We start from the raw sequence: 24,676 nt of genomic DNA, 5'->3' as shown, positions 1-24,676 counted from the left end.
TGTGATTATATTAACAGAACTTTAATTCTTGCATGAGTTGGAGGCGATTATATTTGTGTTATGAAAATAATTCAGGTATTTACACTTCTATGCCTTTCAATCCTTTCTGTAGGCTTTGCCCAAAATGGTTCCCAGTACATTGCCGGGTTTAAAACCATGCATTTGGTTGATTCTACGAGACTGTATAAACCAAATACTTCACAAAACAACAAACTACATTATAGGCCCTTGGATATCGATATTTGGTATCCTTCAGAAGGTAAAGCTTCGCATAAGTTATTGTTTGAAGATTTATTTATATTGCATAAAGAGCGGGCCAATTTTTACCAAGATGAAACGGATTATACCGGATTTTCAGAAGAACTAATTGCTTATCTAGCCGCAGGATTCGGTTTAGATGCAAAAGACGGGAAGCGACTGCTAAAAATGAAAAAAAGGCTCAAAGGCATAGGGCTCGGATTTACTATGGATGTGAGGTATTAGCTACGCTATAAATCAGATTAATTTTTACTTTTCTTCAAATAACAACCAAAGTTCAGGATCAATCACAACAGATTCGGGCTTGTCTTTCATCTCTATCTCAAATGTTTCTGAACCTTTTTCTACATCAAAAGAAATGGTCTTGATATCATCTTCTGATTTAATTCCAAATTCAATTGGAAACTTAAAAGTATGGTGCTTTTGTAACTGTTTAACAGAAATTTTGAGTTTTCCTTTTGTATACTTCCATCCCCATTTCAATTCAGGGTAACCTTTTACATAAAGCCATTGTTCAAAGAATTCATTCAGCTCTTTTCCTGAAACCTCCTCCATGATCCTCTGAAAATCTGAACTCATGGCATTGCTGTCTTTATACGCAGCGTAGTAACGTCTTATTCCTTCCCAGAAAACCTCATCTCCTAATTGATGTCTTAACATATTCAATACCCAGCCTCCTTTTTGATAGGTGTTTCTGCTTAACACTTTTTTAGGGTCTTTTATGCTTGAATCAACTATTGGGGAAGGGTTTTCTTGATAATATTCGATCACCTCATTTTTATCTTGAAGCAATTTTGTTTTTCTCTTTTCATTACCATCGACTGATTCTTGATACAAAATGGCAAAATACGTTGCGAAGCCCTCGCTAAGCCAAACATGATTCCAATCATTCTCTGTTGCTGAATTTCCGAACCATTGATGTGCTATTTCATGCGCCATCAATTCTTGTATTTTTTTATTTCCTGTAATTAACGCTTCTTTATATGATATAGTCCCCGCATTTTCCAAACCTCCCCATTGTGTTTTTGCCTGCATATTGGCCAGTTTAGCGTATGAGTATGGCCCAATATTAGTGCTAAAATATTCCAGGATCTTAGTGGCTTCTTCAAAATCAGCAAAGCCTTCTAATCTGTTCTCAGGATACACCCATGCACTTACCTCGATATCACCTACTTTTCCCAAATAGCTGTACGCAAATTTTGTAACCGCCATGGTCATGACTTTTGTAGCAACAGGTGCCGGCTCATTATAGCAGGTTAATTTCATTCCATCACCTAGATTGCTTTCCTCTGTTTTAGTTCCTGTAGCCACCACATCGTAATAATCTGGAGCATAAACATTAAAACTCACAGAAGCTTTGTCATAAGGATGATCAACACAAGCCAACCAGTACCTTGCCAAATTGGGCCAATTATCTCCGAAAAAAGACCTTTGACCGTACATTGTGGTATCCATAACAAGGCCTTTCTCTGGAATTCCTTTATACTTGATGCTAAAGGTTCTTTCTTTGATATCCTTCAAGTTAGGAATGATCAATATTTTGTTGTTATGATAGGTGTAGTTTGCTTTTGTATCATCCTCTAAAACCTCGAGAACTTCCATCCCAAATTGATTTGACTTTCCGATTAAATCAATCGCAAATGTGTCTATTTCTTTGTCAAAATTTACCTTTATAAATGACTGTCCTAAGATCTCGTTCGAATCATCATTGACTCTGAGATCAAATCTATAATGTTGAACATCTGCATTGCTATTTCTTTTATAAGTGTCTTGGGCATTCATTGCGCTTAAAGGCAAAAGGAATACAGAAAAAATAAAAATTATTCTTTGAATTGTGGTTATTGAAATCATACTTTTCATGTGCAATTAATATGGTGTTGTTGCCTTGTAAATGTTAGTTCCTGATTCTGCAGAAATCGTAAATTCCGCATCAGCCAGGGCAATAAATGAATCTCCTTTCTTCAGTTCTAAAACATGTTCATTTTCAGTAACCCGAGCAATTCCCTCCATGAGGATAAATACTTCCGCAGTTTTGGATTTTGAAGATAAGACCTCCTTTTCTTTTAAAACAATATGACTTAATTCAAAATCAGGCGCGATACTTTTATAAACGGTTTCCATTCCATGATTGATGAGCTCACCTTTCAAAATTTTCGGATGCGTCTCTTCAAAAACGATATGTTTTAATAATTCCGGTATATCAATGTGTTTTGGTGTTAAACCTCCTCTTAAAACATTATCAGAATTTGCCATTAACTCCATAGTTTGCCCTTCTAAATATGCATGCGGGATTCCGGCATCTTGAAAAACGCCAACTCCTTGATTTACATTCAAAATATTGAAAAAATAAATGGAATAGATTCCTTTGTCAAAATTTCCCGATTCAAGATCTTTAATTGCTGCCTTAGCTGCCCAAAAATCAGGACTCATTTTGTCTATCTTTCCTTGTTTAAATTGAGGCATGATTCTAGAGATCAACGGACCTAAAATTGCATTACTTTCAGCCTCAGGAAGACGCATCACATACTCGTATAAGCTTCTGTAACTACCTTTGTTAAAAACGTCAATTAATGGATTTAACTCACTACGGGCTTCAAGTACTTTTATCAGGCTATCTTTAGGTAAAAATCCATGCAAAAGCCAAAAATCATTTAAAGCAACCATAATCTCCGGCTTGTGGTTATCATCCTTATAATTTCGGTTTGGGGCTTTTAACGGTATTTTCAATTCATTTTCCTTTTTAAAACCCTTTTCTGCTTCATTTTTTGAAGGATGAACTTGTATGGAAAGCATGTCGTGAACGTCAAGCACTTTAAAGAGATACGGAAGTCTTCCGTACATATTATATATTTCATTCCCCAAGAACTGCTTTGGATTATCAGCCAAAAATTTATCGAGAGCAATAGATCCATTCATAGTCTCCACAAAGGCTGGAGCATTTACATGAGCCCCTAACCAATACTCTGCATAAGATTGCCCGTCTGATTTCAAACCAAGTAAATTCGGAATAAAATCATTTCCTCCCCATGCATAGTTTTGAACTTTTCCTTTTAACTTAAATATCCTTTGCATTCTACAATTTTTAAAAAATCGAAGATACCAAAATAATCTTCTAAGGCCCTCATAATTTCAACAGGCATTATGAATTTTTAATCCTTAAAATCAACGTACTAAGCTAACTTATCGCCCTGTTTATAAATACGTTAGTTTTATTTTTATTAGGATTGTATGGCCAAATCTATTACATTTGCTTTTACATTAGGTATTATTTTTGTGTAATTTAACTCTAAGCTATGAGAAAAAACTACTCTGCAAAAGCATAACTGAATTGTTACAGGAATTACGTTCCTTGTAACCTTCATCCCTCTTTGCTGATTTTTATTTCTTTCTTACTATTCAATTTACAAGCTGTTATAGCTTTGTGATATGCCTAATGATATTGCTAATTGAAATTGTTATGAAAAAATCGATGACCCTCAAAAACCTACTTTTCTTTTTGGTTCTTATTCCCTTTTTCGGGCTGAGCCAGATTTCTATTACAAATATGCCCCTTGACAACCAGTTGGTGCCAAGAGCTGTCAGTTCGAATACTGGTAAATTCTCAGTTGAAGGTTCTGTTGATCTCAACCAAGTTTCTTATGATGCTTTGCGAATCACTATTATTAGAACGCTAAATGGAGTGAATTCCGAGTACGCAGTTCAAGAAAAATCTTTTGTTGGTAGCTCCGGAATTATAACTTTTAAATTTGATATTGAAATTCAAGCTGTATTGGCAAATTATTCGATAAATCTAAGTGGTATAAACGGCTCAGATGTTTCTGAGATTACGAACCCTTCAGGCAGAGGTAATAATATTGTCTCAGGCGATGTATTCGTTATCCAGGGTCAGTCAAATGCAGAAGCACAGGCCTATGAAGGTAGCTCAGATCCATTAAAAAGTGAATTTGTTAGGGTGTTTGCAAATGGAACTAATAATTCTTTAGCGCTAGAACAGAATCCATATTGGTATGTTGGAGAAGGAGATGTAACAAACTTTACGAATGGTAATACCGGTCAATGGGGTATGAAAGTCGCTAGAGAAATTATCAACGAGCAAAAAATACCAGTAGCGATCATTAATGGTGCCAGTCCAGGAAAACCAATTGAATATTTTGCAGCAAACTATGACGAGAGCCAATCAAAAAATAACTACCAAAGATTACTTTTCAGATTAAATAGCAGTAGTTTAAAAGATGCCGTTCGCGGGATTTTTTGGTCACAAGGTGAAAGCGATGTGAATACTTCTTTAAGTCAATATGTAGCTGGGTTCAAAAATTTAACTCAAAACTGGCGAAACGATTTCAAAGGTTTAGAGCATATTTATATATTTCAAACTAAAAGTGCATGCTCGGCTACCAGTCTAATGCATATTAAAGAGGCGCAAAGACAATTGGCATCTTCTGATGAAAAAATTCATGTCATACAGACAGCATCGTTACAATACGCTCCTCCTTTGGCAACCAATATTGATTGTCATTTTGGTTTTGAAGGTGGTTATGAAGAATTTGGTAATAGACTCTACCAACTTTTAAGAAGAGATTTATATGGAATGGGACAAGGAAAAGGCATGCAGACGCCTATGGTAGTTGATGCTTATCTAAAAGATGATAAAACACTAATCATTGAAACAGATGCAACATCATTAAGCATGACGAGTCCAGTAGAAAATTTCATTCTTGTGAACGCAGGCGCTGTATCTATAAATGAAATAAATGTTGAGGATAACTTGATCATTCTTAAACTATCGGGATTCCCAGGTGTGAATGCTGGGGTTACGCATTATGGATTTTCAAAATCTTTGAGCTCCCCTGTCGCGTATATTACAAATGAAAATAATATAGAATTAGTCAGCTTTAGCAACTTTCCGATCAAAAATACAAAAATAACCGTTTGGGAAAATGACACATGGTCAAATGGAATGCCGAATTCAGGAGTTAATGTAATTGTTAATGCTCCCTATTCAGCCTCAAACGGGAATATAGTGTCCAAAGATCTTCTTATTAATTCTGACTTAAATTTTAACAGCAATACCGGAAATAGTGTTGTTGTAGGTGGAGACCTAATCGTTAAAGGAACTTTTACTATTGGTGATAAGGAGTCTCTGGTAATGACTGATGATAATGCAGCGGTTGAAGGTTCGATTTCAAAAATTGAAAAATCTTTTACTCGCAAAGACGCAAAAGAGTTGTCGTATTGGTCATCTCCTGTTATGTCGGCATCACTGGGATCTGTTTTCTCAAATGTAAACCCTAATCGGATATTTACTTATGATCAGTCAAATACAACTTCCTCCGACCCAAACAATGACCCCGATAATAGTTACTGGAATGTCTGGACAATGGCTTCAGGGAATATGATACCTGGTGTTGGATATGCATCTGAAGGGCCTCAAGGCAGCATAGGAATGCATGAAATAAGTTTCAATGGAGTTCCAAACAATGGTTTAATTTCAGTTGACCTCAAAGGCAATTTGAACGATAGTGATTTACAAAATGATTTTAATTTTTTAGGAAACCCTTATCCCTCTGGAATTGCCATTGATAGATTCTTGAATCAGAATGTGACAAATTTAGATCCTACCGTGTATCTATGGGCACACAATACCGAAAATCTAGGTGACGATTATACCTCCTCATATTTTATAACATACAACATCCTAGGAGGAACTTCAATGAGCAGTGAAGGAATTGATCTACCCTCAGAAAATATTAACTCAGGTCAAGGTTTTTTCGTTAGAGCAATCAACCCAGGTACGGCAGTATTTAATAATTCAATGCGGGTAGTTGATGCAAACGCAAATTATAACGAGAATGACGTAGACGGAGATGGTTATGAAAAAGGTGAAGATTGTGATGATAGTGATGCATCTATAAACCCTGGAGCTACTGAAATCCTTTATAACGACATAGATGATGATTGTAATCCGGCGACGCTTGACTATATGGATTCTGATGGTGATAGATTTAACAGTATTGACGATTGTGATGACGACAATCCTAATGTCTACCCCGGAGCTATTGAAATCCCTAATAACGGAATAGATGAAGACTGTGATGGATATGACTTAATTACAGGTTATGCTGACCTTGATCAAGATGGGTTCAATAGCTTAGAAGATTGTAATGACCTGGATCCTGATATTAATCCTGCAGCAAAAGAAATTCCCAATAATGGCATTGATGAGGATTGTGATGGCTCTGATCTTGTAGAAGAGCAGAAATGTGATAATAAGTTGACTGGTCTAATCGAAATTGATCCAAGTAATTCTAAGGACAAAAACTTCGTGTTAACGACTAATTCAGGTAAAATTGAAATAAGCGACCTAAAGAAAAAGGGTAAAAATTATTCTTATACCGGAGGTGCTACAAATCTAAAAATAAGACCAAAATCAAAATACACTTACCTCTTGATCAACGGTTTGATTATGGAACTAGATGATAAAAGAACCTATGTCTTTTCAGGTAAAATGAAAGTGAAACTTTATAACAAGAAAGGAAAAGATAAAGATAAGAATGATGGTGATTGGCGGATTGAATTGGCTGGAGATAACATCTGTATTAGTGATGGTAAATCAGTCATCGAGACCCCTGTCTGTAGTGATAATTTAGAAGGTGAAATAGGATTAGATCCAAGTTCATCAAAAGATAAAATGTTCTTAATGCATACTCCTGAAGGGAATATCGACATGAAATTCTTGAAAAAAGAAGGAAAAGAATATTCTTATAAAGGAAATGCCACCTTCATTAGGTTAAAGCCAAAATCAAAAGATACTTATGTCGAACTTAACGGAAAGAAGTTCAAACTGAAGGACAAAGAAGTCTACATAATTCAAGGAGACATCAAAGTCTATCTCTATAATAAAAAAGCAAAAGATAAAAACAAAAATGATGGAGACTGGAAGATTCAATTAGAAGGAGAAAATATTTGCTTTAATAAAAAAGATAAGAAATATCCTGATTTTGCTGACTTTGACAGCGATTATTGGAATGGTCAAAATGACGATGACGATGACGACGACAATGAAGATGATGATGACAATGACAATGACGACGACGACGACGACGATGATGATGATGATGATGATGATGATGATAAGCGTCTTCAAAATAAATCTAACAGCGATTCCAAGGAAACAGATTTATTATGGCTAAGCCTCACTTCTAATAAAGGAGGTATGGATAGGCTTTTGATTGGTTTTTCCAAAAATGCTACTTCTGGTATTGACATGGGATATGACGCCCTAAAAATGCCTTTTAGTGCAAATCCTGTACAGTTTTATTCAATGATTAATAATGATAAATTTGCTATTCAAGGATTACATTCATTGCAAGATGAAGTACAAATTGAATTAGGGTTTGGGGCGAAGGCCTCCTCAAGAGTTTTCAATATCGCTATTGAAAAGAGGGAAGGAATACTCAATGAAGTTCAAATATATCTTAAAGATAATTTGACCAACATGATTCATGACCTAAGTGATTCTTCTTATGAATTTGATTATAACTCAAATGAAAATCAAAAAAATCGTTTTTCACTAATCTTGGCTCAAAAAGGAGCCGTTCTCGGAGTTGATGATCAAGAATTAAGCAGTCTATTCATTGTCTCAATCAATCAGGATAATTTACATTTTAACTCACCCAAAAGAGTGGATAATATTAAAATATATAATATTCTTGGTAAATTATTGATTAATGCCAGTCCTGAGAAAGAAGAATTCGACCTAAAGACAAATCATCTTTCATCAGGAAATATTCTGATTATTAATGCACTCTTGGAAGATGGAACAAGAATTAATAAAAAAATAATAAATTAATGACAATTCCCCTTATGAATATTGCCACTTTTTCAGCAGAAAACTGTTGAAAAGGTGGCTTTTACTTTTCAACAGCCCTTAAAAAAAATTGTTTCCAAAGAAGGTTAATAATATTTCCATAGACTCGATCATTCCGAATATTTATATGCAAATAAAGGATTCCCCTTACTAATTAGAATGGTATTATCCTACTCAATATTTAAGACTATTTATAATTTTGATTATCACAAACTGACCCATATGCTTCCTTACGAATCTTAGGTCTTATTATAAATCTTTTTACTTTCTTTGTTAATCATGAATTCTAAAGAGCCAAAATCTATTATTGAATTATTAAAACAAGGTGATAAAGCTACCTTAGAGAAGATCTACATAGAGAATAGAGAAGGCTTTCTTAATTTTGCAAAAAAATACAATGTAAGTGAATATGATGCCATAGATATTTACCAAGATTCGATAATGGTGTTAAGGGAGAACGCTATAAATGGGCGAATTGATGACTTACAAAGCAATATTTCGACCTACCTTTTCGCTATCGGTAAGTATAAAATATACTATAATTTTAGAGTGCAATCAAAAACGATCTTAACCAATGATTTTAATCTTGTAGAAGAAAACCTTGATTTTGATGTTAACCTTTATGGAGCTACATTAACTAAAGAACAGAAGTTATTGAAAAAATACTATGATCGTTTGGGTGATAGATGCAAAAGTATCTTAAATTTGTTCTATTATCAAGGTTATAATCTCGATGAGATAAGAACTATTCTGAATTATAGTAACAAAAAGGTTTTAAAAAGTCAAAAATCACGCTGTATTAAACAGTTAAAAGATTTAGTAGATAAACATTATGAAAAATCATGATTTGATTGATCGTTACTTTGAAAATTCTCTCAGCCCGAAAGAACAGAAACTTTTTAATGATCTATTACAAAACAATAAGGAATTTATCACTGAGTTTCAATTTCAAAAAGACCTCAAAGAAATAATTGCCATTAAGCAACAGGAAGACCTGAAATCTACTTTGGTTGAAATAGAAAACAGATCTCAAAAGAATTCAAGATTGATGCTTATTCCTAAAAAGTGGATGGTTGCTGCATCATTTTTGATCCTAACTAGCTTGGGTATTTGGGGAATACAGAGCAAGTACTTTCCATCGAATGAAGCTATTTATGCTGATTATTTCGAACCTTCGAGGAACATTGTGCAACCTATCGTTAGAGGTGAAAATATAAATACTATTGAATACAGGGCTTTTGTTGCCTACGAAGCTCAAAATTACCACAAAGCAATCAATCTTTTTAATTCAGTTAAAAATCCTGATCAAGTCTATATTGATTTTTATAAAGGAATCAGTTTTTTGGCGATTAATAAACCAGAAGAAGCCATAGATTTATTAAAATCTGTTTCTAATTCTAATGATTTAAATGCTAAACAGAAGGGATTCAATAAAAAGTCTCAATGGTATTTAGCTCTTGCTTATGTCCAAATAAATGACAAAGAAAATGCCATAAAAGAATTAAACAAAATAATAAATGACCCAGCTGAAAACGTCAAAAAAGATGCTGCGAATGAAATATTAGCGTTTTTGGATTGATTTTTTCCTCTTCCTGTAAATCAACACAACGCCAACAATCAAGATCAAAACTATTAAGCCCCACCGCAGAGTATGCGTTGGTTTCCCAATTTGAATCGGATCTGCATTACCATTTATCACAAATCCAGACCAATAATAGGGATGTACTAAAACCGTATTCTTATTCTTTTTCAGAAATGAAAGCTTTGCCAGTCTCAAAGCCTCACTTTTACTCTTTCCTTCTTGCAGAAATCGATAGAAATCAATCATAATTGTTTTGGTCTCCTTATCAGGAACTTTCCATAAACTCATTACAATAGACGGGATACCAGAAAAATGAAATGCCCTAGCCATGCTCATTACGCCTTCACCTTTTTCAATTTTTCCAAATCCTGTGTTACAAGCGCTTAAGACAACCATGTTTGCTTTGGACCTTGAATTATAAATTTCTGATGAAGTCAGCTCTCCATCCTCAAAAATAAGTCTATTATAAAGTGGGTTATCATTGTCAATCTTAGCGTGCATCGCTAAATGTAATATAGAATAATCTTGATTGTGAAAAAGAAACGTATCCTTCTTAGCCTCATTTCCAACAAACTTCATCCCATTGGTTAATGAAGCAATATCATCAATCTCATTTTTTGCTGCAACGATCTCATTATCTGGATCGTATGTAGGGGCAAATCCAGCCCAATCCTCTTGTGAATCATATTGAAAAAATTCATTATTTAACTCCAAAAATAATCTCCCAGAACCGGTATAACTTATATTATAATTTTCCACAAGAAACGAACCATCAGAAAGTTTCAATACTTCAAAAGGAATATAATTCAATACATTATCCGCTACAATCACTATGTTTTTTTTACCTTTTTCTAATTGCTGCCCCATTAGATACATAAATAAATCATGGCTGAGTTCATTTATGTCTTCCCTCTTCGATAAGTGGTTTTTAAAATCATTCGTAACCTCAACTAGACTCTTTGCAATATCAGCTCGCAATAAGCTAATGCTATCCTTAGTAATATTAAAAGTAAATAAGCTTTTGTCTCCTAAGAAATAGGTCAGCATTTGTGTATCGCTATCTAATTGGGCCTGAATTTCTTCAATTTTTGCCAGGTCTTCACCTCCTTTAAAATTTTTAAATTTTGGATAGTTTTTATTGAAGTCTTTATAAATACTATCCAGACGATTACTCAATACGATTCTTTCATCCAGTAAAGACCTATAGAAAGCTTTATCAGGTTTTGTGGCACTCTTTTCAAAAAAGATATCCATTTTTATCCTTTCCAGCTCCTTTTTTGTCTTTTGTTCCAAATCAAGTTTAGCCTTAGGAATATCGCCATAGGCTCGAAATTTTATTCCCTGCAATCCTTTTAACAAAGTAGTATTTCTGTTAATTTCAGATAAGTCAAATGCCTTTTGTAAATATGCATTATCCCTCGTTTCATGATACAGTAACCAGCAAAGCCCAAGATCTTTTTCGAAAATTTCTCTGTATTTGTTTGCAAAATCTATTCTTGAACGATCAGTAGAGAAATTACTTTGTAGGTGTCGGATCAAGGCCGTTTTTTGATCAATTAACTTATAACTCTCAAATAAATGACTGATCTCCCGATCATTCTCGTAGGTCTCAAAATGCCAGTCACTCATCAACGAGAGCGCGCCAATAGCCTGAAGAGGTCCAATTACTTTTCCAAGATCATTGTAATTATAATCTGCTGCTTTTAAACTTTTCTCAACATGATTTAGCATGAGTGGGCTATCTTCCTTTTTCTTATATAATTTAGCTAACTGAAGATAGTTTTCTGCAACCAAGTCACTTGAATTTCCATAAATGCCGACGTTTGTTTCAAGTGAAGACAATAGTAAATCTTCTGCATGATCTAAATGCATTCCTCTATTGAGATACAACTGCGCTAAAAAATTGCGAGCATTAGCGAGATACTGTTCACTATTTATCTTCTTTCCTATTTCAATTGCCTTTTTATAATGCGCTTCTGCCTGATCGAATTTTTTTATGAGTAAATATGAATTTGCCAGATCGTAGTATGTTTCACAGGTCCATCTATGATACTCCCCATATGTTGATTTTCTTATTTTAAGATTTTTCTCTAAAAGATCTATTGCTTCCTGATATTTTCCTTTCGCTTCTAATATATTGGCATATGTAGTGTAAACAAAAGTCATATTAGGGTTAAACTCACCATACGACTTCAAGCCCTCTTCCAAAGCCATTTCTGCATAAATCTCCGATTTTGCCAGTTCACCGGAATAAAAATAGATGAGTGCCATACCAACATAGACATCGGATAAAAAAGTCTCTTTTCGTTTACTATTTAATAAATGAGATTCTGCTTGCTGATATAACTCCATGGCTTTTTCAGACTGTCCGAGGTCATCGTATACCAAAGCGATATTGTATGCAGATACGGCAAGAGCATGCGGATCTGTTTTTATTCTCTTTTTAATTTCAAAAGATTTCTCATAATAATAAGTTGTGCTATCGTAGTCAGCTTCAAAATAATGATTGATCCCCATGGTATTATAGCTATCAGCAATATTTAAGCTATCCTTAGACTTCAGGGATATCATTAAAGATTGTCTGGCAAGTTTTGAAGATTCCTCATAATTTCCAAGACTCTGAACAATTTTTGCTTTGGTCTGGAACGTAGTGGCAAAGAAACTTTCACTTGCCTGTTCCTTTTCTAATCTTACCAAGAGTTGATCGAGCGTTTTATTTGCCTGTGAAAAATTACCCTGACGATTGAGTTCAGCGGCTTTTTTATTTTGAAGAATTACATATTCTTTATCAAGCAATTGAGCCCAACCCATTGTTGGAATTAGAATAAGAAGAAATAGATATGCTATTCGGTTCACCACAGTTATTAAATCTTTCTGTATTGGAGAACGTAAATATAAGTTAAGTTATCTAAATCTGTCGTATACAATTCTTAAGCATCAAGAACGCTCTCTTTCTTTCGCTATTTTATCAAGTTCTGCAAACCATTTCTGACCAAATTTTCTCTCTAAGGCCTGTTTAACAAATTTATAAACCGGAACAGCCAATTCCTTCCCTAAACTACAGGCATCATCACATATTTCCCACTTGTCATAATTAACAGCGGCGAACTCACTATATTGTTTTATTCTAATCGGATACAAGTGGCATGAAACAGGCTTCTTAAATGTTACTTCTCCTTGATTATAAGCTTCCTCAATTCCACAAAGGGCCACTTTTTTTTCATCATAAATCACATAAGCACAATCTTCTCCATTGATAAGGGTTGTTTCATGTTCTCCAAGTTCATTTGTCGTATACGCCCCTTGTTTTTCTATTGCTTCAAGACCTTCTTTCCTCAGGTATTTTTTTAGAACCGGAAGAATTTCCTCTAATTCATTTAGCTCTTCTTTTTCTAAAGGTGCCCCCGCATCTCCATTCACACAACAAGCCCCTTTACAAGCACTTAGATTGCAAACAAATTCTTTTTCAAGTATTTCTTCTGAAACAATCGTTTTATCAAGTTGAAACATCATCTCTTATTTTAAATCTTTCGCAAAAGTACATTCTTTTTAACAATCGGTCATTCCATCAAAGCTTTTAAGCTCATTTTTAAATCCGTTTTTCAGTAAAGATTCTATCCTTGATAAATCACTTTTTTTTATCTCACACATTGAATGTAATTTTCTAACTTTGCGCACATTTAAAATCATTTCAATGGAACTTAATTTTAAGGAAATACTTACTGCGACTATGGTATTGTTCGCTGTAATCGATATAATTGGAAGTATTCCAATTATTATTGATCTTAGACAAAAAGTCGGTCATATTCAATCGGAGAAAGCTTCGATAGTGGCCATGTTAATCATGATATTGTTCTTATTCGTCGGCGTACAAATACTCAACCTTATTGGAATTGATGTATATTCCTTTGCCGTTGCAGGTTCGTTTGTCATGTTCTTTCTTGCTCTTGAAATGATCCTTGGAGTCCAGTTATACAAAGAAGATTCTCCAGATACTGCGAGTGTTGTTCCTTTAGCTTTCCCTTTGATTGCTGGTGCAGGGACTATGACTACAATTCTATCCTTAAAGGCTGAATTTCAAACAATTAACATCATTATTGCCATAATAGTAAACAGTATATTTGTATATGCTGTATTGAAATCCTCTACTAAAATAGAAAAGTTTATTGGAAAAGGTGGGATTGGCGTTGTCAGAAAAATATTTGGCGTAATCGTAATGGCGATAGCGGTAAAACTTTTTACTTCTAATATTCAAGGGCTTTTTAACTAAGAAAGTATGGAATTCGATGTCTTAATAATTGGTGGAGGAGTTGCAGGAATGTCTTGTGCTCTTGTATTAGGTTCGGCCCAGTTAAAGCCTTATGCTCAAGGGAAAAAAATTGGTATTGTAATGCATCAAAAAGCTTCGGCGCTTGATGGGGCACTGTTCAACAATGTTCTGGGTATTGCTCCAGGAACTACTGGTAAGGAATTATTAGAGATGGGCCGTACACAATTAAGTGAAACTTACCCACATGTTGTTCAAATCGAAAATGAGAAAGTCACATCTGTAAAACCTTCAGATGCAGGATTTCTGATCAAGACCAATAAAAATAGTTATTCCAGTTCAGTAGTAGTTATTGCAGTAGGTCCTTCAAATTTATTCAACATAGAAGGGCTGTTTAAATATGTAGAATCACATCAGAACCTTCCTGCCAAAAAAGAAAGGATACAACTAAAAAATAGTGATCACCTGGTCGATGAAAACTTATATGTTGCAGGTGTTTTAGCCGGTTGGAGAAGTCAGTATGCCACAGCAGCCGGAAGCGGCGCCCATGTTGCTACTGAGATTTTAACGCTTTGGAATGATGGGCAAACTTCAATGGTTCACGATTCTGAGCCTAAATAATTCGGCTTAGGGCTCCAGAGGGTATCCTTCTTCATTTAATTGAACAACTCTTTCAAGCATGATGTCTTGAGCATTCACTATCTTAAAATAGGCATTAATATCAAATATTTGCTGAGCGAATAATGCTTTTAAATACAATTTAAAATTCTTCTCTTCCTCCGTATTTAAAACCGCGTACTCAGAAGGAATTGACTCCATATAATCATTATAAATATGATTGTCTGCATCAAAATCATTTAAAAATTTCTCTAAACTCCATCCTTCAAATTCATTTACATTTTGATCGAAGTGTTGAAAAACAAATTCTCTGGAACGTCGATAGTGAAATTCAGGAAAGAACATAGTGGTGTCTATTGAAACAAAAACATCAGGAATTATTCCTCCCCCTCCGTAAACAATTTTGCCCTTTGGTGTTGAGAATTTTAAAGAATCAATGACTTTTATACTATCGGCATTCATCAATTCTCCGTTGTGGTATCTTTTTTCAAAATCACTGAAGTATTCACCGTTCTCCTTATTTTCATAAGGCTTCTGAATCGATCTTCCTGTCGGGGTATAATATCTTGAAACTGTTAATCTAACTGCTGATCCATCTCCGAGTTGCATCTCTTGCTGCACCAAGCCTTTTCCAAATGACCTTCTTCCTACTATTGTGCCTTTATCATTGTCCTGTAAGGCTCCTGCTACAATCTCACTTGCTGAAGCTGAAGCACCGTTAATCAATACAAATACATGCCCATCTTCAAAATCACCTTTACTTGTTGCAAAAGTTTCATCTATTTTATCTTTCTTGTTTTTCGTAAAAACAATGAGTTTACCTTCCTCTAAAAATTCGTCAATAATTTTCGTAGCAACCTGTAAATAGCCTCCCGGATTATGTCGAAGATCCAATACAAGTTTTTTCATCCCTTGATCGAGTAAGTCATCCAAAGCCACTTTAAATTCATCATAAGTAGTAGCGGCGAATTTATTGATCTTAATATAACCAAGGTCTTCATTTAGCATATAAAAAGCGTCTACACTTTTAATAGGCACTTCTCCCCGAATAATCGTAAAAGGGAGTTGTTTGCCTACTGATTTTCTATAGACTATAAGATCAACGGAAGTATCCGGTTTTCCTTTAAGCGTTTTGAGAATATACGCGCTGTTAATATTCTTCCCAAAAAGCGTATCATTATTTGCAATAAGAATTCTATCACCCGCTTTAATTCCTGCCTTTAAACTCGGTCCGTTTTCAAGCACTTTGACAACTGTCAAAGAGTCTTTATGCATCTTAAATTGTATTCCTATCCCAACAAATTTACCGTTCATCGACTCTGAAACCTGTTCCAACTCTTTAGCTGAAATATATACAGAATGCGGGTCAAGTTTATCCAGCATATTCTTTATGGTTCCGTCCAATAAACTATCGGTATCCACTTCATCGACATATTCATATTGAATATAGTCTATCAATCTCTTGATTTTTCTTTCTTGTGGCGTACCCCCAAAAAAAGTAATTGTCTTTTTCTGATAGTTGAGAGAGGTCCCTAAAAATATCCCCAAAGCAATAGAAATTGCAATGATCAAAGGAAGAAATATTCTGGTTTTTCTATTCATTTATCGGTAAATATAAAATTTCAATATTGGCCTTGTTTAAAAAGTCAATTCCCGATTCATCTTTGTAAGCATTGGCATAAACCACTCTTTTAATGCCCGATTGATGAATCAGTTTACTACAATCTTTACAAGGAGATAAGGTAATATAAAGTGTGGCCCCTTGGCATGCCTGGGTTGATGAGGCTACTTTTAAAATAGCGTTGGCCTCAGCGTGTAAAACGTGCCATTTAGTGCTTCCATCGTCATCTTCACAGCAATTATCAAAACCTGTCGGTGTTCCGTTATATCCGTCGGAGATAATCATTTTACCTTTAACGATTAGTGCTCCAACTTGTTTTCTCTTACAGTGCGATAGCTTTGACCATTCCTTAGCCATTTTTAAATAGGCCTGATCATACCTTCTCTGTTTTTTATCCGTCATGCGTCTTATCTATCGTATAAAAATCCTTGATAGCGAAAATATAAAACTTTCAAATGAAAGGTGTTAAAAAAGTATCAAAATTTAGTAGTGACACAGAGATTAACGGAATCAACGCAACTGTTGCTTATCATTCAAAATCAGTGCCATAAATTCTGGAAACTCATTTCGATTCAGGTTGTAAACCTGATTTTGGAAAAAAGATCCCATAGAACTACGCCGCAACTCACTGAGATATTAAGAGAATGCTTTGTTCCAAACTGAGGAATTTCTATACAGTGATCAGAACTATCAACCACATTTTGAGCAACACCTTTAACCTCATTTCCAAAAATCACGGCATAAGTTTCTCCTTTTACTGGCATGAACTGCTCTAGCGAAGTACTCTTTTCAGCTTGTTCAATTGCGACAACTTTGATATTTTGGCTCTGAAGTTCTTTGGTCAAAGTTTCAGTGTTTTCGGCATATTCCCAATCAACTGACTCTGTTGCTCCAAGAGCGGTTTTATGTATTTCCTTGTGAGGCGGTTTAGCAGTGATGCCGCACAAATAGACTTTTTTTATCAGAAAGGCATCTGCAGTTCTAAAAACAGATCCGATATTATTTAAACTTCTGATATTATCTAATATCACAATCAAGGGAATTTTTTCCGATGCCTTAAATTCTGCTACATTCAGTCTATTTAATTCACTATTCTTTAATTTTCGCATGATGGAGTCTTCTTATAATTGCGAAATTATAAAATCAAACTAAGGAAGTCTCCCTCTCTGCGTTTTTATTTAAAATAGAATCAAATTATCAAAAACATGACATTTATCATAGTAATCCGATAGGATAAGTTGTTATTTAACACTTTTTTTATGTAAAGACCTGCTAGAATTAGTATTTTAGCCTTCTTAATTTGAATAATCGTTATGATAAGTACCTTAAATCATTCTGGAATTGAAAAATTAAATCAACAATATGACACCCTAAGTGTGTACAAAAGAGTTGAGCAATTATATAAAGATTTTGATGCGAAAGACATCATGATTACATCTGCATTTGCTGCAACCTCAGCTTTTCTGCTCAAAGTTTTTTCAGATATTAATAAAGAGCAGGTAATCTACTTTATAGATACTGGTTATCATTTCAAAGAAACACTTATTTACAAGGAATACCTTTCTAAATTATATGACCTTAATGTGGTTAGTATTAAAGCTGATCCAAAGGAATATGAATTTTCGAAAGAAAACCAACTTTGGACAAAGAATCCCAACCGTTGCTGCCACATCAATAAAGTAAAGCCCTTGGATCATATTAAAAAGGATTATAAAATTTGGGTTTCAGGACTCATGAAATGGCAGAGTGATCATCGAAATAATCTACATATTTTTGAAGAGAAAGAAACCCTGTTAAAATTTTACCCCTTATTGGATATCGATTACGGCGAAAGAGATCAGTTTATAAAAGACCATCACCTTCCGTTTCATCCTTTGAAATCTAAGGGTTACTCTTCTATTGGATGTTTTCATTGTACGGTGCCAGGTGAAGATCGTCACGGAAGATGGAACAATTCACCTAAAACTGAATGCGGTTTGCACCTTTAAAAAACTCACATCATAGGCCTTTTCGATTTCATTTTGCATTTGATGCTTTGTGATTTCCTTATTCTCATTAATATTATATCTTTGCTTTCCTGTCCGCTATTTCTAATGTGGATGAAGAATATTTACTAAAAAAACCCACAATTGGCAAAGGCAAAAGCGAAAAAAGTTACTCCCTTGATGTTGCAGTATAACAACATCAAAAATAAGTATCCTGACGCCCTATTACTTTTCAGAGTTGGTGACTTTTATGAAACCTTTGGTGAGGATGCTAAGATTGCAGCAAAAATTCTTGGCATTGTGCTGACTAAAAGAGGTGCCGGTTCTGAAAGCGAAACTGCATTGGCCGGGTTTCCACATCATTCTTTAAATACTTATTTGCCAAAATTAGTCAAAGCAGGAAAGCGGGTCGCTATTTGCGATCAGCTAGAAGATCCAAAGCTCACTAAAACGATTGTAAAACGAGGTGTCACTGAACTTATCACGCCAGGGGTATCTTTAAACGATGAAGTATTACAATCAAAAAGTAACAATTTTTTAGCAGCGCTCCATTTCGGTAAAAAGCGGATTGGCATATCCTTTCTTGATGTTTCTACTGGTGAATTTATCACCTCACAAGGGAATAAGGATTATATCGACAAATTATTGCAAAATTTTAGCCCTAGTGAAGTACTGATTCAGAAGAATTGTAAAAGTGATTTCAATACCCACTTTGGGAGTCAATACTATACTTTCTATTTAGATGACTGGATCTTTCAAGAAGATGCTTCAAAAGAAATGCTTACCCAGCATTTTAAAGTTAAATCCTTAAAAGGTTATGGCGTCGAAGACCTCAATGAAGGCATCGTTGCATCTGGAGTTATTCTTCACTATTTATCTGAAACACAACATCATAAGCTCGAACATATTTCCAATATTCAAAGACTAGTGGAGAATGATTTCGTCTGGATGGACAGATTTACGATTCGAAACCTAGAATTGTATCAAGCCAATACACCGGGAGCCGTAACACTATTAGACGTCATAGATCATACCATATCTCCAATGGGGGGCAGGCTCTTGAAAAGATGGCTTGCCTTACCTCTTAAGAATATTGAGGATATCAAAAACCGACACGATATTGTGAGGTTTTTTATCCAGAATGAGGCATTTTTGCAATCTCAAAATGAACAAATTGATCAAATAAGTGATCTGGAAAGACTTGTTTCAAAAGTTGCTACAGGCAAGATCAATCCGAGAGAAGTTGTTCTTTTAAAGAATTCTTTGGAATCGTTAATCCCAATAAAGGAAAACGCCTTAAAAAGCAGTCACGAATCTCTTATTTCGCTAGTTGAGGGAATTGATCCTCTACAGGAATTAATCACAAAAATCAGTTTAACATTAGAAGAAGATGCGCCTGTTAATATTAATAAGGGTAATGCGATAAGAAATGGTATCAATCAAGAATTGGATGACCTCCGACATATTTCAAATTCCGGGAAGGAATATTTAGATCATATCGTAAAGCGAGAAATTGAAAGGACGCAAATCAGTAGCCTGAAAATAGCCTTTAATAATGTTTTTGGTTATTATATTGAAGTACGAAATACGCATAGAGATAAGGTTCCTGAAGACTGGATCAGAAAACAAACCTTGGTTTCAGCAGAGAGATATATTACAGAGGAACTAAAAGAATACGAAACTAAAATACTCGGTGCTCAAGAAAAAATTTCAGGTATTGAACAGCAGATTTATGGCGATTTATTAGAATCTATTCTACCTTTTATTCTCGGAATTCAAAAGAACGCAAGGGTTATAGCCCAGCTAGATTGTCTAGGATCGTTTGCCAAGGTTGCAGTCTTAAACAATTATATCAGGCCCGTGGTTGATGAGTCAACCTTAATAGAAATAAACAACGGAAGACATCCGGTAATCGAAAAGCAACTTCCGACGGGTGAACAATATGTTGCCAATGATGTAATTTTAAATCGTGACCAGCAACAAATCATTATGATTACCGGGCCAAATATGAGTGGTAAATCAGCCATTTTAAGGCAGACAGCCCTTATCGTTTTATTAGCTCAAATAGGATCTTATGTTCCGGCTCAGAATGCACGACTTGGAATAGTCGACAAAATTTTTACCCGCGTTGGCGCCAGTGATAATATTTCAATGGGTGAATCAACCTTTATGGTTGAAATGAACGAGACGGCAAACATCTTAAATAATTTATCTGAAAGGAGCTTAATTCTGCTGGACGAAATTGGGAGAGGAACAAGTACTTATGACGGTATTTCAATCGCGTGGGCCATTGCCGAATACCTGCATGAGCATCCTGCCAAGTCTAAAACCCTTTTTGCAACACATTATCACGAGCTCAATGACATGAGTGAAACTTTTGAAAGAATTAAAAATTTCAACGTTTCAGTGAAAGAATTAAAAGATAAAGTCATTTTTATCCGAAAGCTGGTTCCCGGAGGTAGTAAACACAGTTTTGGAATACATGTTGCCAAACTTGCCGGCATGCCCGGGCCGGTTCTGCATCGGGCAAATAAAATGCTAAGTCATCTGGAAAAAAGTCATGCTTCAGAAGACATACAAGCCAAATTGAAATCGGCTTCTGAAAAAAACCTTCAACTGAGTTTTATTAATTTAGACGATCCATTATTGGAAGAAATTAAGGAAGAAATTCTAAGCACTGAAATAGATAATTTGACTCCTATCGATGCCTTAATGAAACTGAATGAAATAAAAAGAATGCTTACCAAAAATAAATAGCAATTGAGAAAGTGATTTATTACTAACTTGTTCTCAAATTTATTTTCATGAAACATTTTCTTTTTTTACTAAGTTTTATCTTACTCACAATAACAGCTTGCACTCAAAAAACGACAAATTCTGGTCCTGAAATCAGCATTATTCTTGAAACAGATCAAGAAACGATACCTGAAGACGGGAGGCTTCTTTTAATCTTCGCAAATAATAATGACACTGAACCCAGGTTCCAAATCAATGGTGGTTTAAAAACACAGGTCGTTTTTGGAATGAATATAAATGACCATGTCTATGGGGAAAAAATACGATTCGACAGTGAATCCTTCGGGTTTCCTGTAGAAAATTTGTCAGGTTTAAAAGAAGGTGACTATTATGTACAGGCCGTCTTTCATGTATATGAAACATTTGAACTGTCTACCGGTCAAACCGTAAAACTTCCAATGGATAATGGCGAAGGGCAACAATGGAACCGTTCTCCGGGCAACCTCTTCAGCAAACCTTTTAAGGTAAAAGCAGGTAAGAATGGGCTTGAAAATTTTGAAATAGTACTTGACCAGGTTATTCCTGAAATTGAAGAACCAAAAGACACGGAATGGATCAAACATATTAAGTTCAAATCAGAAAAACTATCGGCTTTCTGGGGTCGCGACATCTATCTGGGAGCTCACATTTTAATGCCTAAGAATTTTGAGAAACATCCTGAAGCCAAATACCCTTTAATGATCTTTCACGGGCATTTTCCTTCAGATTTTGGAGGGTTTAGGACCACGCCCCCAGATGAAAATCTAGAGCCCGATTATTCAGAAAGATTCAGTGTTGAAGGTTATAATATCACCCAACAACAAGAGGCCTATGATTTTTATAAAAGATGGAATGAGCCCGATTTTCCAAGGTTTATTATTATTGAAATCCAACATCCAACTCCCTATTACGATGACTCTTATGCTGTTAATTCAGCTAGTCAGGGGCCTTATGGAGATGCCATAACCTACGAACTCATTCCGCATATTGAAAAAGAATTTCAGGGCATGGGAGAAGGCTGGTCTCGTTTTCTTTATGGTGGCTCTACAGGAGGCTGGGAGGCTTTGGCCGTTCAGGTAAAATACCCGGATGAATACAATGGTTGCTTTGCTGCCTGCCCTGATCCGATTGATTTTAGCAGCTATTGTCTAACAGACATTTATAAAGATCAAAATGCCTATTTCTATGACACCGACTTCAAGACTTTAGAAGTTCCTTCTCGCAGGGATTATCTCGGACAAATCAGCTCAACGGTAAAACAAGACAATCATCTCGAGCTGGCCCTGGGTGACAAATCACGTTCTGGCCAGCAATTTGATATTTGGGAAGCGACATATTCACCTCAGGGAAAAGATGGCTACCCTGAAAGGATCTGGGATAAGTATACGGGTGATATCAATCATGAAGTAGCAGAATATTGGAAAGAGAACTATGACCTTAGACATATTTTGGAACGCGACTGGGATAAATTAGGAGAAAAACTCAAAGGAAAGATTCACATTTATTGCGGAGACATGGACAATTACTATCTTAACAACGCAGTCTATTCTATGGAGGCTTTTTTAGAAAGTACAACCAGCCCTTATTATGAAGGAGAAGTAGATTATGGTGACAGAGCCGAGCATTGCTGGAATGGGGATCAGGAAAACCCAAACCATATATCTCGCTTAAGATACAATTCAATGTACGTCCCTAAAATTATGAAAAGAATCGCTGAATCTGCCCCTGTTGGCGCTGATCTGACCAGTTGGAGATACAAAGAGTAAAAAACTGGCATGCCATTGGCTTCTTACTGCTGTCAAATGAGTATTTATCTTATCTTTGTGGAGTAATTGAAAGAATATGTTTTTATTTATAAGTGGAGCAGAAATTTTTATCATCCTTGTTATCGTCGTGATGCTTTTTGGTGCTGACAAATTACCTGAGCTTGCTCGTGGCCTAGGAAAGGGTATGCAGCAATTGAAAAGTGCTACAAACGAAGTAAAGAAAGAAATCACTGAAAGTGCTAAAAAACAAGGGATTGACGCTAGTCTTACAAGCGATATTCAAAAAGATATTAAGAAGATCAAGACCAAGGTTCAGGACAATATAGATGACATGACCGGACCAATAAAAAGAAATTTATAACTTGAATTTTTTAGATAAACTTATTCAATATGATAAAGATCTATTGGTCCTTATCAATAGTTTTGGAACAGAAAACTGGGATAGTTTTTGGCTTTTAGTAACCAATCAATTGAGTTGGATTCCTCTTTATCTATTATTCTTATACCTCATTTTTAAAAGTTTTGGCTGGAAAAAAACAATTGGTTTAATGCTATTGGCGGCCTTACTTGTCACTTTTTCAGATCAATTCACCGTTTTCCTAAAAAATTACTTTGAAAGACTTAGACCGAACAGAGATCCTTCAATCAATGAAGTGATTAGAATTCTTAAAAACAATACAAGTTTTAGCTTCGTTTCAGGTCATGCCACAACCTCTTCGGCGATTACCTTATTTATGTATTTGACACTGAGGAAACATTATAACTATACCATCTTGTTTTTCATCTGGCCTGTCTTGTTTTCTTACAGCCGTATGTATATTGGTGTTCATTTCCCATTGGATGTGTTTACCGGGGCAATTTTAGGCTTACTGATCGGTTATCTGTTTTATAAAATTAGCCTGCCCTTACTCCTTTGGATAGAAAAAAAATACTAAACAACCATTAAGTTGCAACCGCGAATATCCGAGTGATCAAATCTACCTAAGACCTCAAATTTATTTTCGCCAACCTTTCTTCCAAGATCTTGTGTCGCAATAAATGAACAGGAATTAATATTCGCTAAATCTATTACATTGATTCCTCCTGTTCTACCGGTCAATAGCTCTTGAAAAGGATCTTCCGTGTCTCTTATAAGAATATGCATCCAGGGTGGGGTTTCAAAAACGCCGTCGCCTAAAGAATAGGCCTGGGAGAGTAATTCTGTCATACCATATTCAGAATGTATCTGTGCTACACCAAAACCATTGGAGAGCAGTTCATGTAATTCAGTCCTGACAAGTTCCCTTCGTTTTCCTTTCATCCCTCCAGTCTCCATGATTATGGTATTGTTAAGCTGAAAATCTCGCTTTTCAATAAGATCAAGTAAAGCGTAGGTTACTCCTATCAAGAGTATCTTCTCCCCTTTTTCATCTAGCTCGATCAATATATCTGCTAAAGCGTCCAGTTCATTCAAATAAAACCCACTGTGTTTAGAATTACTTTTTTTAATCAGATCATCAACCATGTAAATCAAAGACGAGCCTTTTCTCTCTAAATACCCAGGAAGTAGGGCTAGAACCGTATAATCTTCAATACTTCCATAAAAATAATCAAAGCCTTTTCTGAAACTTGCTTCATAAACTTTCAAGTCTGTGACCAAATGACGGCTCGGCATCATTCCTGTTGTGCCGCTACTGGTAAATACCTGTTCAATCGGGTTATTTGTAGAAAGAATATCATGAGATTTAAAAAATTCAATCGGAAGGAAAGGAACTTTTTGCAAGCGATCAACTTGTTTAAAATCAATGCCCAATAGGTCTATAAAACGACGGTAAATTTTATTGTTTGTGGCTTGATACTTAAATATTTTCATGGCCTCAAGCTCAAACTTTTGAAAATTTGGGGTATTGAATAAATCCATGTCTAAAGGCTTCCTTTTTTAGCAAAAATAGCCCTTT

Annotated in this window: 19 protein-coding genes; 11 read left to right on the top strand and 8 right to left on the bottom strand. The window is 35.2% G+C overall.

Annotation, left to right across the window (positions count from 1 at the left end):
• The first annotated feature begins 60 nt into the window (after window positions 1-60).
• On the top strand, window positions 61-483 hold the full coding sequence (locus QWY87_RS02415; protein ID WP_290287794.1) for a hypothetical protein: 423 nt from the start codon (window positions 61-63) through the stop codon (window positions 481-483).
• Between the two features lie 24 nt (window positions 484-507).
• Here QWY87_RS02415 and QWY87_RS02410 read toward each other — a convergent pair whose 3' ends face one another.
• Window positions 508-2,118 carry a M1 family metallopeptidase gene (locus QWY87_RS02410; RefSeq protein WP_290287792.1) on the bottom strand — a complete coding sequence of 537 codons (1,611 nt, stop codon included), beginning with the start codon at window positions 2,116-2,118 and terminating at the stop codon, window positions 508-510.
• Window positions 2,119-2,124: 6 nt separating this feature from the next.
• Window positions 2,125-3,330 (bottom strand): mannose-6-phosphate isomerase, class I, encoded by a 1,206-nt coding sequence (gene manA, locus QWY87_RS02405; protein ID WP_290287791.1) that lies wholly within the window; start codon window positions 3,328-3,330, stop codon window positions 2,125-2,127.
• Window positions 3,331-3,715: 385 nt separating this feature from the next.
• On the opposite strand from manA, the gene QWY87_RS02400 reads away from it, so the two are divergent.
• From QWY87_RS02400 to QWY87_RS02390, 3 genes are all read left to right on the top strand, one after another.
• Window positions 3,716-8,107 carry a DUF8693 domain-containing protein gene (locus tag QWY87_RS02400; protein WP_290287790.1) on the top strand — a complete coding sequence of 1,464 codons (4,392 nt, stop codon included), beginning with the start codon at window positions 3,716-3,718 and terminating at the stop codon, window positions 8,105-8,107.
• A 297-nt stretch (window positions 8,108-8,404) separates the two neighbouring features.
• Window positions 8,405-8,971: an RNA polymerase sigma factor gene (locus QWY87_RS02395; RefSeq protein WP_290287787.1), complete on the top strand. Its 567-nt coding sequence runs from the start codon at window positions 8,405-8,407 to the stop codon at window positions 8,969-8,971.
• Window positions 8,958-9,704, top strand: a complete 747-nt coding sequence (locus tag QWY87_RS02390; protein ID WP_290287785.1) for a tetratricopeptide repeat protein — start codon at window positions 8,958-8,960, stop codon at window positions 9,702-9,704. The genes QWY87_RS02395 and QWY87_RS02390 overlap by 14 nt, the downstream gene beginning before the upstream one ends.
• Here QWY87_RS02390 and QWY87_RS02385 read toward each other — a convergent pair.
• A complete protein-coding gene (locus QWY87_RS02385) occupies window positions 9,687-12,563 on the bottom strand; it encodes a CHAT domain-containing protein (protein ID WP_290287784.1) in 2,877 nt (958 codons plus the stop codon). The genes QWY87_RS02390 and QWY87_RS02385 overlap by 18 nt on opposite strands.
• Window positions 12,564-12,644: 81 nt before the next feature.
• Window positions 12,645-13,217 (bottom strand): DUF3109 family protein, encoded by a 573-nt coding sequence (locus QWY87_RS02380; protein WP_290288034.1) that lies wholly within the window; start codon window positions 13,215-13,217, stop codon window positions 12,645-12,647.
• Window positions 13,218-13,401: 184 nt separating this feature from the next.
• Between QWY87_RS02380 and QWY87_RS02375 the strand changes: the two genes are divergently transcribed.
• Both QWY87_RS02375 and QWY87_RS02370 read left to right on the top strand, forming a co-directional pair.
• Window positions 13,402-13,977 carry a MarC family protein gene (locus QWY87_RS02375; RefSeq protein WP_290287783.1) on the top strand — a complete coding sequence of 192 codons (576 nt, stop codon included), beginning with the start codon at window positions 13,402-13,404 and terminating at the stop codon, window positions 13,975-13,977.
• A gap of 6 nt (window positions 13,978-13,983) precedes the next feature.
• The gene (locus QWY87_RS02370) at window positions 13,984-14,595 is read left to right on the top strand and encodes an FAD-dependent oxidoreductase (RefSeq protein WP_290287782.1); all 612 of its coding nucleotides are present in this window, start codon (window positions 13,984-13,986) and stop codon (window positions 14,593-14,595) included.
• A 6-nt stretch (window positions 14,596-14,601) separates the two neighbouring features.
• Here QWY87_RS02370 and QWY87_RS02365 read toward each other — a convergent pair whose 3' ends face one another.
• From QWY87_RS02365 to QWY87_RS02355, 3 genes are all read right to left on the bottom strand, one after another.
• A complete protein-coding gene (locus QWY87_RS02365) occupies window positions 14,602-16,194 on the bottom strand; it encodes a S41 family peptidase (RefSeq protein ID WP_290287781.1) in 1,593 nt (530 codons plus the stop codon).
• On the bottom strand, window positions 16,187-16,615 hold the full coding sequence (locus tag QWY87_RS02360; RefSeq protein ID WP_290287779.1) for a deoxycytidylate deaminase: 429 nt from the start codon (window positions 16,613-16,615) through the stop codon (window positions 16,187-16,189). The genes QWY87_RS02365 and QWY87_RS02360 overlap by 8 nt, the downstream gene beginning before the upstream one ends.
• A 170-nt stretch (window positions 16,616-16,785) precedes the next feature.
• On the bottom strand, window positions 16,786-17,322 hold the full coding sequence (locus QWY87_RS02355) for an RNA methyltransferase (RefSeq protein WP_290287777.1): 537 nt from the start codon (window positions 17,320-17,322) through the stop codon (window positions 16,786-16,788).
• Between the two features lie 204 nt (window positions 17,323-17,526).
• On the opposite strand from QWY87_RS02355, the gene QWY87_RS02350 reads away from it, so the two are divergent.
• The 5 genes from QWY87_RS02350 to QWY87_RS02330 all read left to right on the top strand — a co-directional run bounded on the left by QWY87_RS02350 (window position 17,527) and on the right by QWY87_RS02330 (window position 23,674).
• A complete protein-coding gene (locus tag QWY87_RS02350; RefSeq protein WP_290287776.1) occupies window positions 17,527-18,201 on the top strand; it encodes a phosphoadenylyl-sulfate reductase in 675 nt (224 codons plus the stop codon).
• Between the two features lie 141 nt (window positions 18,202-18,342).
• Window positions 18,343-20,955 (top strand): DNA mismatch repair protein MutS, encoded by a 2,613-nt coding sequence (gene mutS, locus QWY87_RS02345; protein WP_290287773.1) that lies wholly within the window; start codon window positions 18,343-18,345, stop codon window positions 20,953-20,955.
• 47 nt (window positions 20,956-21,002) lie between these two features.
• A complete protein-coding gene (locus tag QWY87_RS02340; protein WP_290287772.1) occupies window positions 21,003-22,739 on the top strand; it encodes an alpha/beta hydrolase-fold protein in 1,737 nt (578 codons plus the stop codon).
• Window positions 22,740-22,815: 76 nt separating this feature from the next.
• Window positions 22,816-23,100: a Sec-independent protein translocase subunit TatA/TatB gene (locus tag QWY87_RS02335; RefSeq protein ID WP_290287771.1), complete on the top strand. Its 285-nt coding sequence runs from the start codon at window positions 22,816-22,818 to the stop codon at window positions 23,098-23,100.
• A gap of 1 nt (window position 23,101) precedes the next feature.
• On the top strand, window positions 23,102-23,674 hold the full coding sequence (locus QWY87_RS02330; RefSeq protein ID WP_290287770.1) for a phosphatase PAP2 family protein: 573 nt from the start codon (window positions 23,102-23,104) through the stop codon (window positions 23,672-23,674).
• Here the strand turns inward: QWY87_RS02330 and QWY87_RS02325 are convergent.
• A complete protein-coding gene (locus QWY87_RS02325) occupies window positions 23,671-24,639 on the bottom strand; it encodes an acyl transferase (protein ID WP_290287769.1) in 969 nt (322 codons plus the stop codon). The two genes, QWY87_RS02330 and QWY87_RS02325, sit on opposite strands and share 4 nt — an antisense overlap.
• Window positions 24,640-24,676: the final 37 nt, after the last annotated feature.

This window comes from Lutimonas halocynthiae, assembly GCF_030409835.1.
GTDB lineage: Bacteria > Bacteroidota > Bacteroidia > Flavobacteriales > Flavobacteriaceae > Lutimonas > Lutimonas halocynthiae.
This window is presented reverse-complemented; position numbering and strand designations above follow the sequence as displayed.

Excerpts from the sequence above, each read along its gene's own strand:
- QWY87_RS02365 (WP_290287781.1), bottom strand. The coding sequence starts at position 16,194 with ATGAATAGAAAAACCAGAATATTTCTTCCTTTGATCATTGCAATTTCT.
- QWY87_RS02380 (WP_290288034.1), bottom strand. The coding sequence starts at position 13,217 with ATGTTTCAACTTGATAAAACGATTGTTTCAGAAGAAATACTTGAAAAA.
- QWY87_RS02370 (WP_290287782.1), top strand. The coding sequence starts at position 13,984 with ATGGAATTCGATGTCTTAATAATTGGTGGAGGAGTTGCAGGAATGTCT.
- QWY87_RS02355 (WP_290287777.1), bottom strand. The coding sequence starts at position 17,322 with ATGCGAAAATTAAAGAATAGTGAATTAAATAGACTGAATGTAGCAGAA.
- QWY87_RS02325 (WP_290287769.1), bottom strand. The coding sequence starts at position 24,639 with ATGGATTTATTCAATACCCCAAATTTTCAAAAGTTTGAGCTTGAGGCC.
- QWY87_RS02395 (WP_290287787.1), top strand. The coding sequence starts at position 8,405 with ATGAATTCTAAAGAGCCAAAATCTATTATTGAATTATTAAAACAAGGT.
- QWY87_RS02415 (WP_290287794.1), top strand. The coding sequence starts at position 61 with ATGAAAATAATTCAGGTATTTACACTTCTATGCCTTTCAATCCTTTCT.
- QWY87_RS02400 (WP_290287790.1), top strand. The coding sequence starts at position 3,716 with ATGAAAAAATCGATGACCCTCAAAAACCTACTTTTCTTTTTGGTTCTT.
- QWY87_RS02375 (WP_290287783.1), top strand. The coding sequence starts at position 13,402 with ATGGAACTTAATTTTAAGGAAATACTTACTGCGACTATGGTATTGTTC.
- QWY87_RS02360 (WP_290287779.1), bottom strand. The coding sequence starts at position 16,615 with ATGACGGATAAAAAACAGAGAAGGTATGATCAGGCCTATTTAAAAATG.
- QWY87_RS02350 (WP_290287776.1), top strand. The coding sequence starts at position 17,527 with ATGATAAGTACCTTAAATCATTCTGGAATTGAAAAATTAAATCAACAA.
- QWY87_RS02335 (WP_290287771.1), top strand. The coding sequence starts at position 22,816 with ATGTTTTTATTTATAAGTGGAGCAGAAATTTTTATCATCCTTGTTATC.
- QWY87_RS02340 (WP_290287772.1), top strand. The coding sequence starts at position 21,003 with ATGAAACATTTTCTTTTTTTACTAAGTTTTATCTTACTCACAATAACA.
- manA (WP_290287791.1), bottom strand. The coding sequence starts at position 3,330 with ATGCAAAGGATATTTAAGTTAAAAGGAAAAGTTCAAAACTATGCATGG.
- QWY87_RS02390 (WP_290287785.1), top strand. The coding sequence starts at position 8,958 with ATGAAAAATCATGATTTGATTGATCGTTACTTTGAAAATTCTCTCAGC.
- QWY87_RS02410 (WP_290287792.1), bottom strand. The coding sequence starts at position 2,118 with ATGAAAAGTATGATTTCAATAACCACAATTCAAAGAATAATTTTTATT.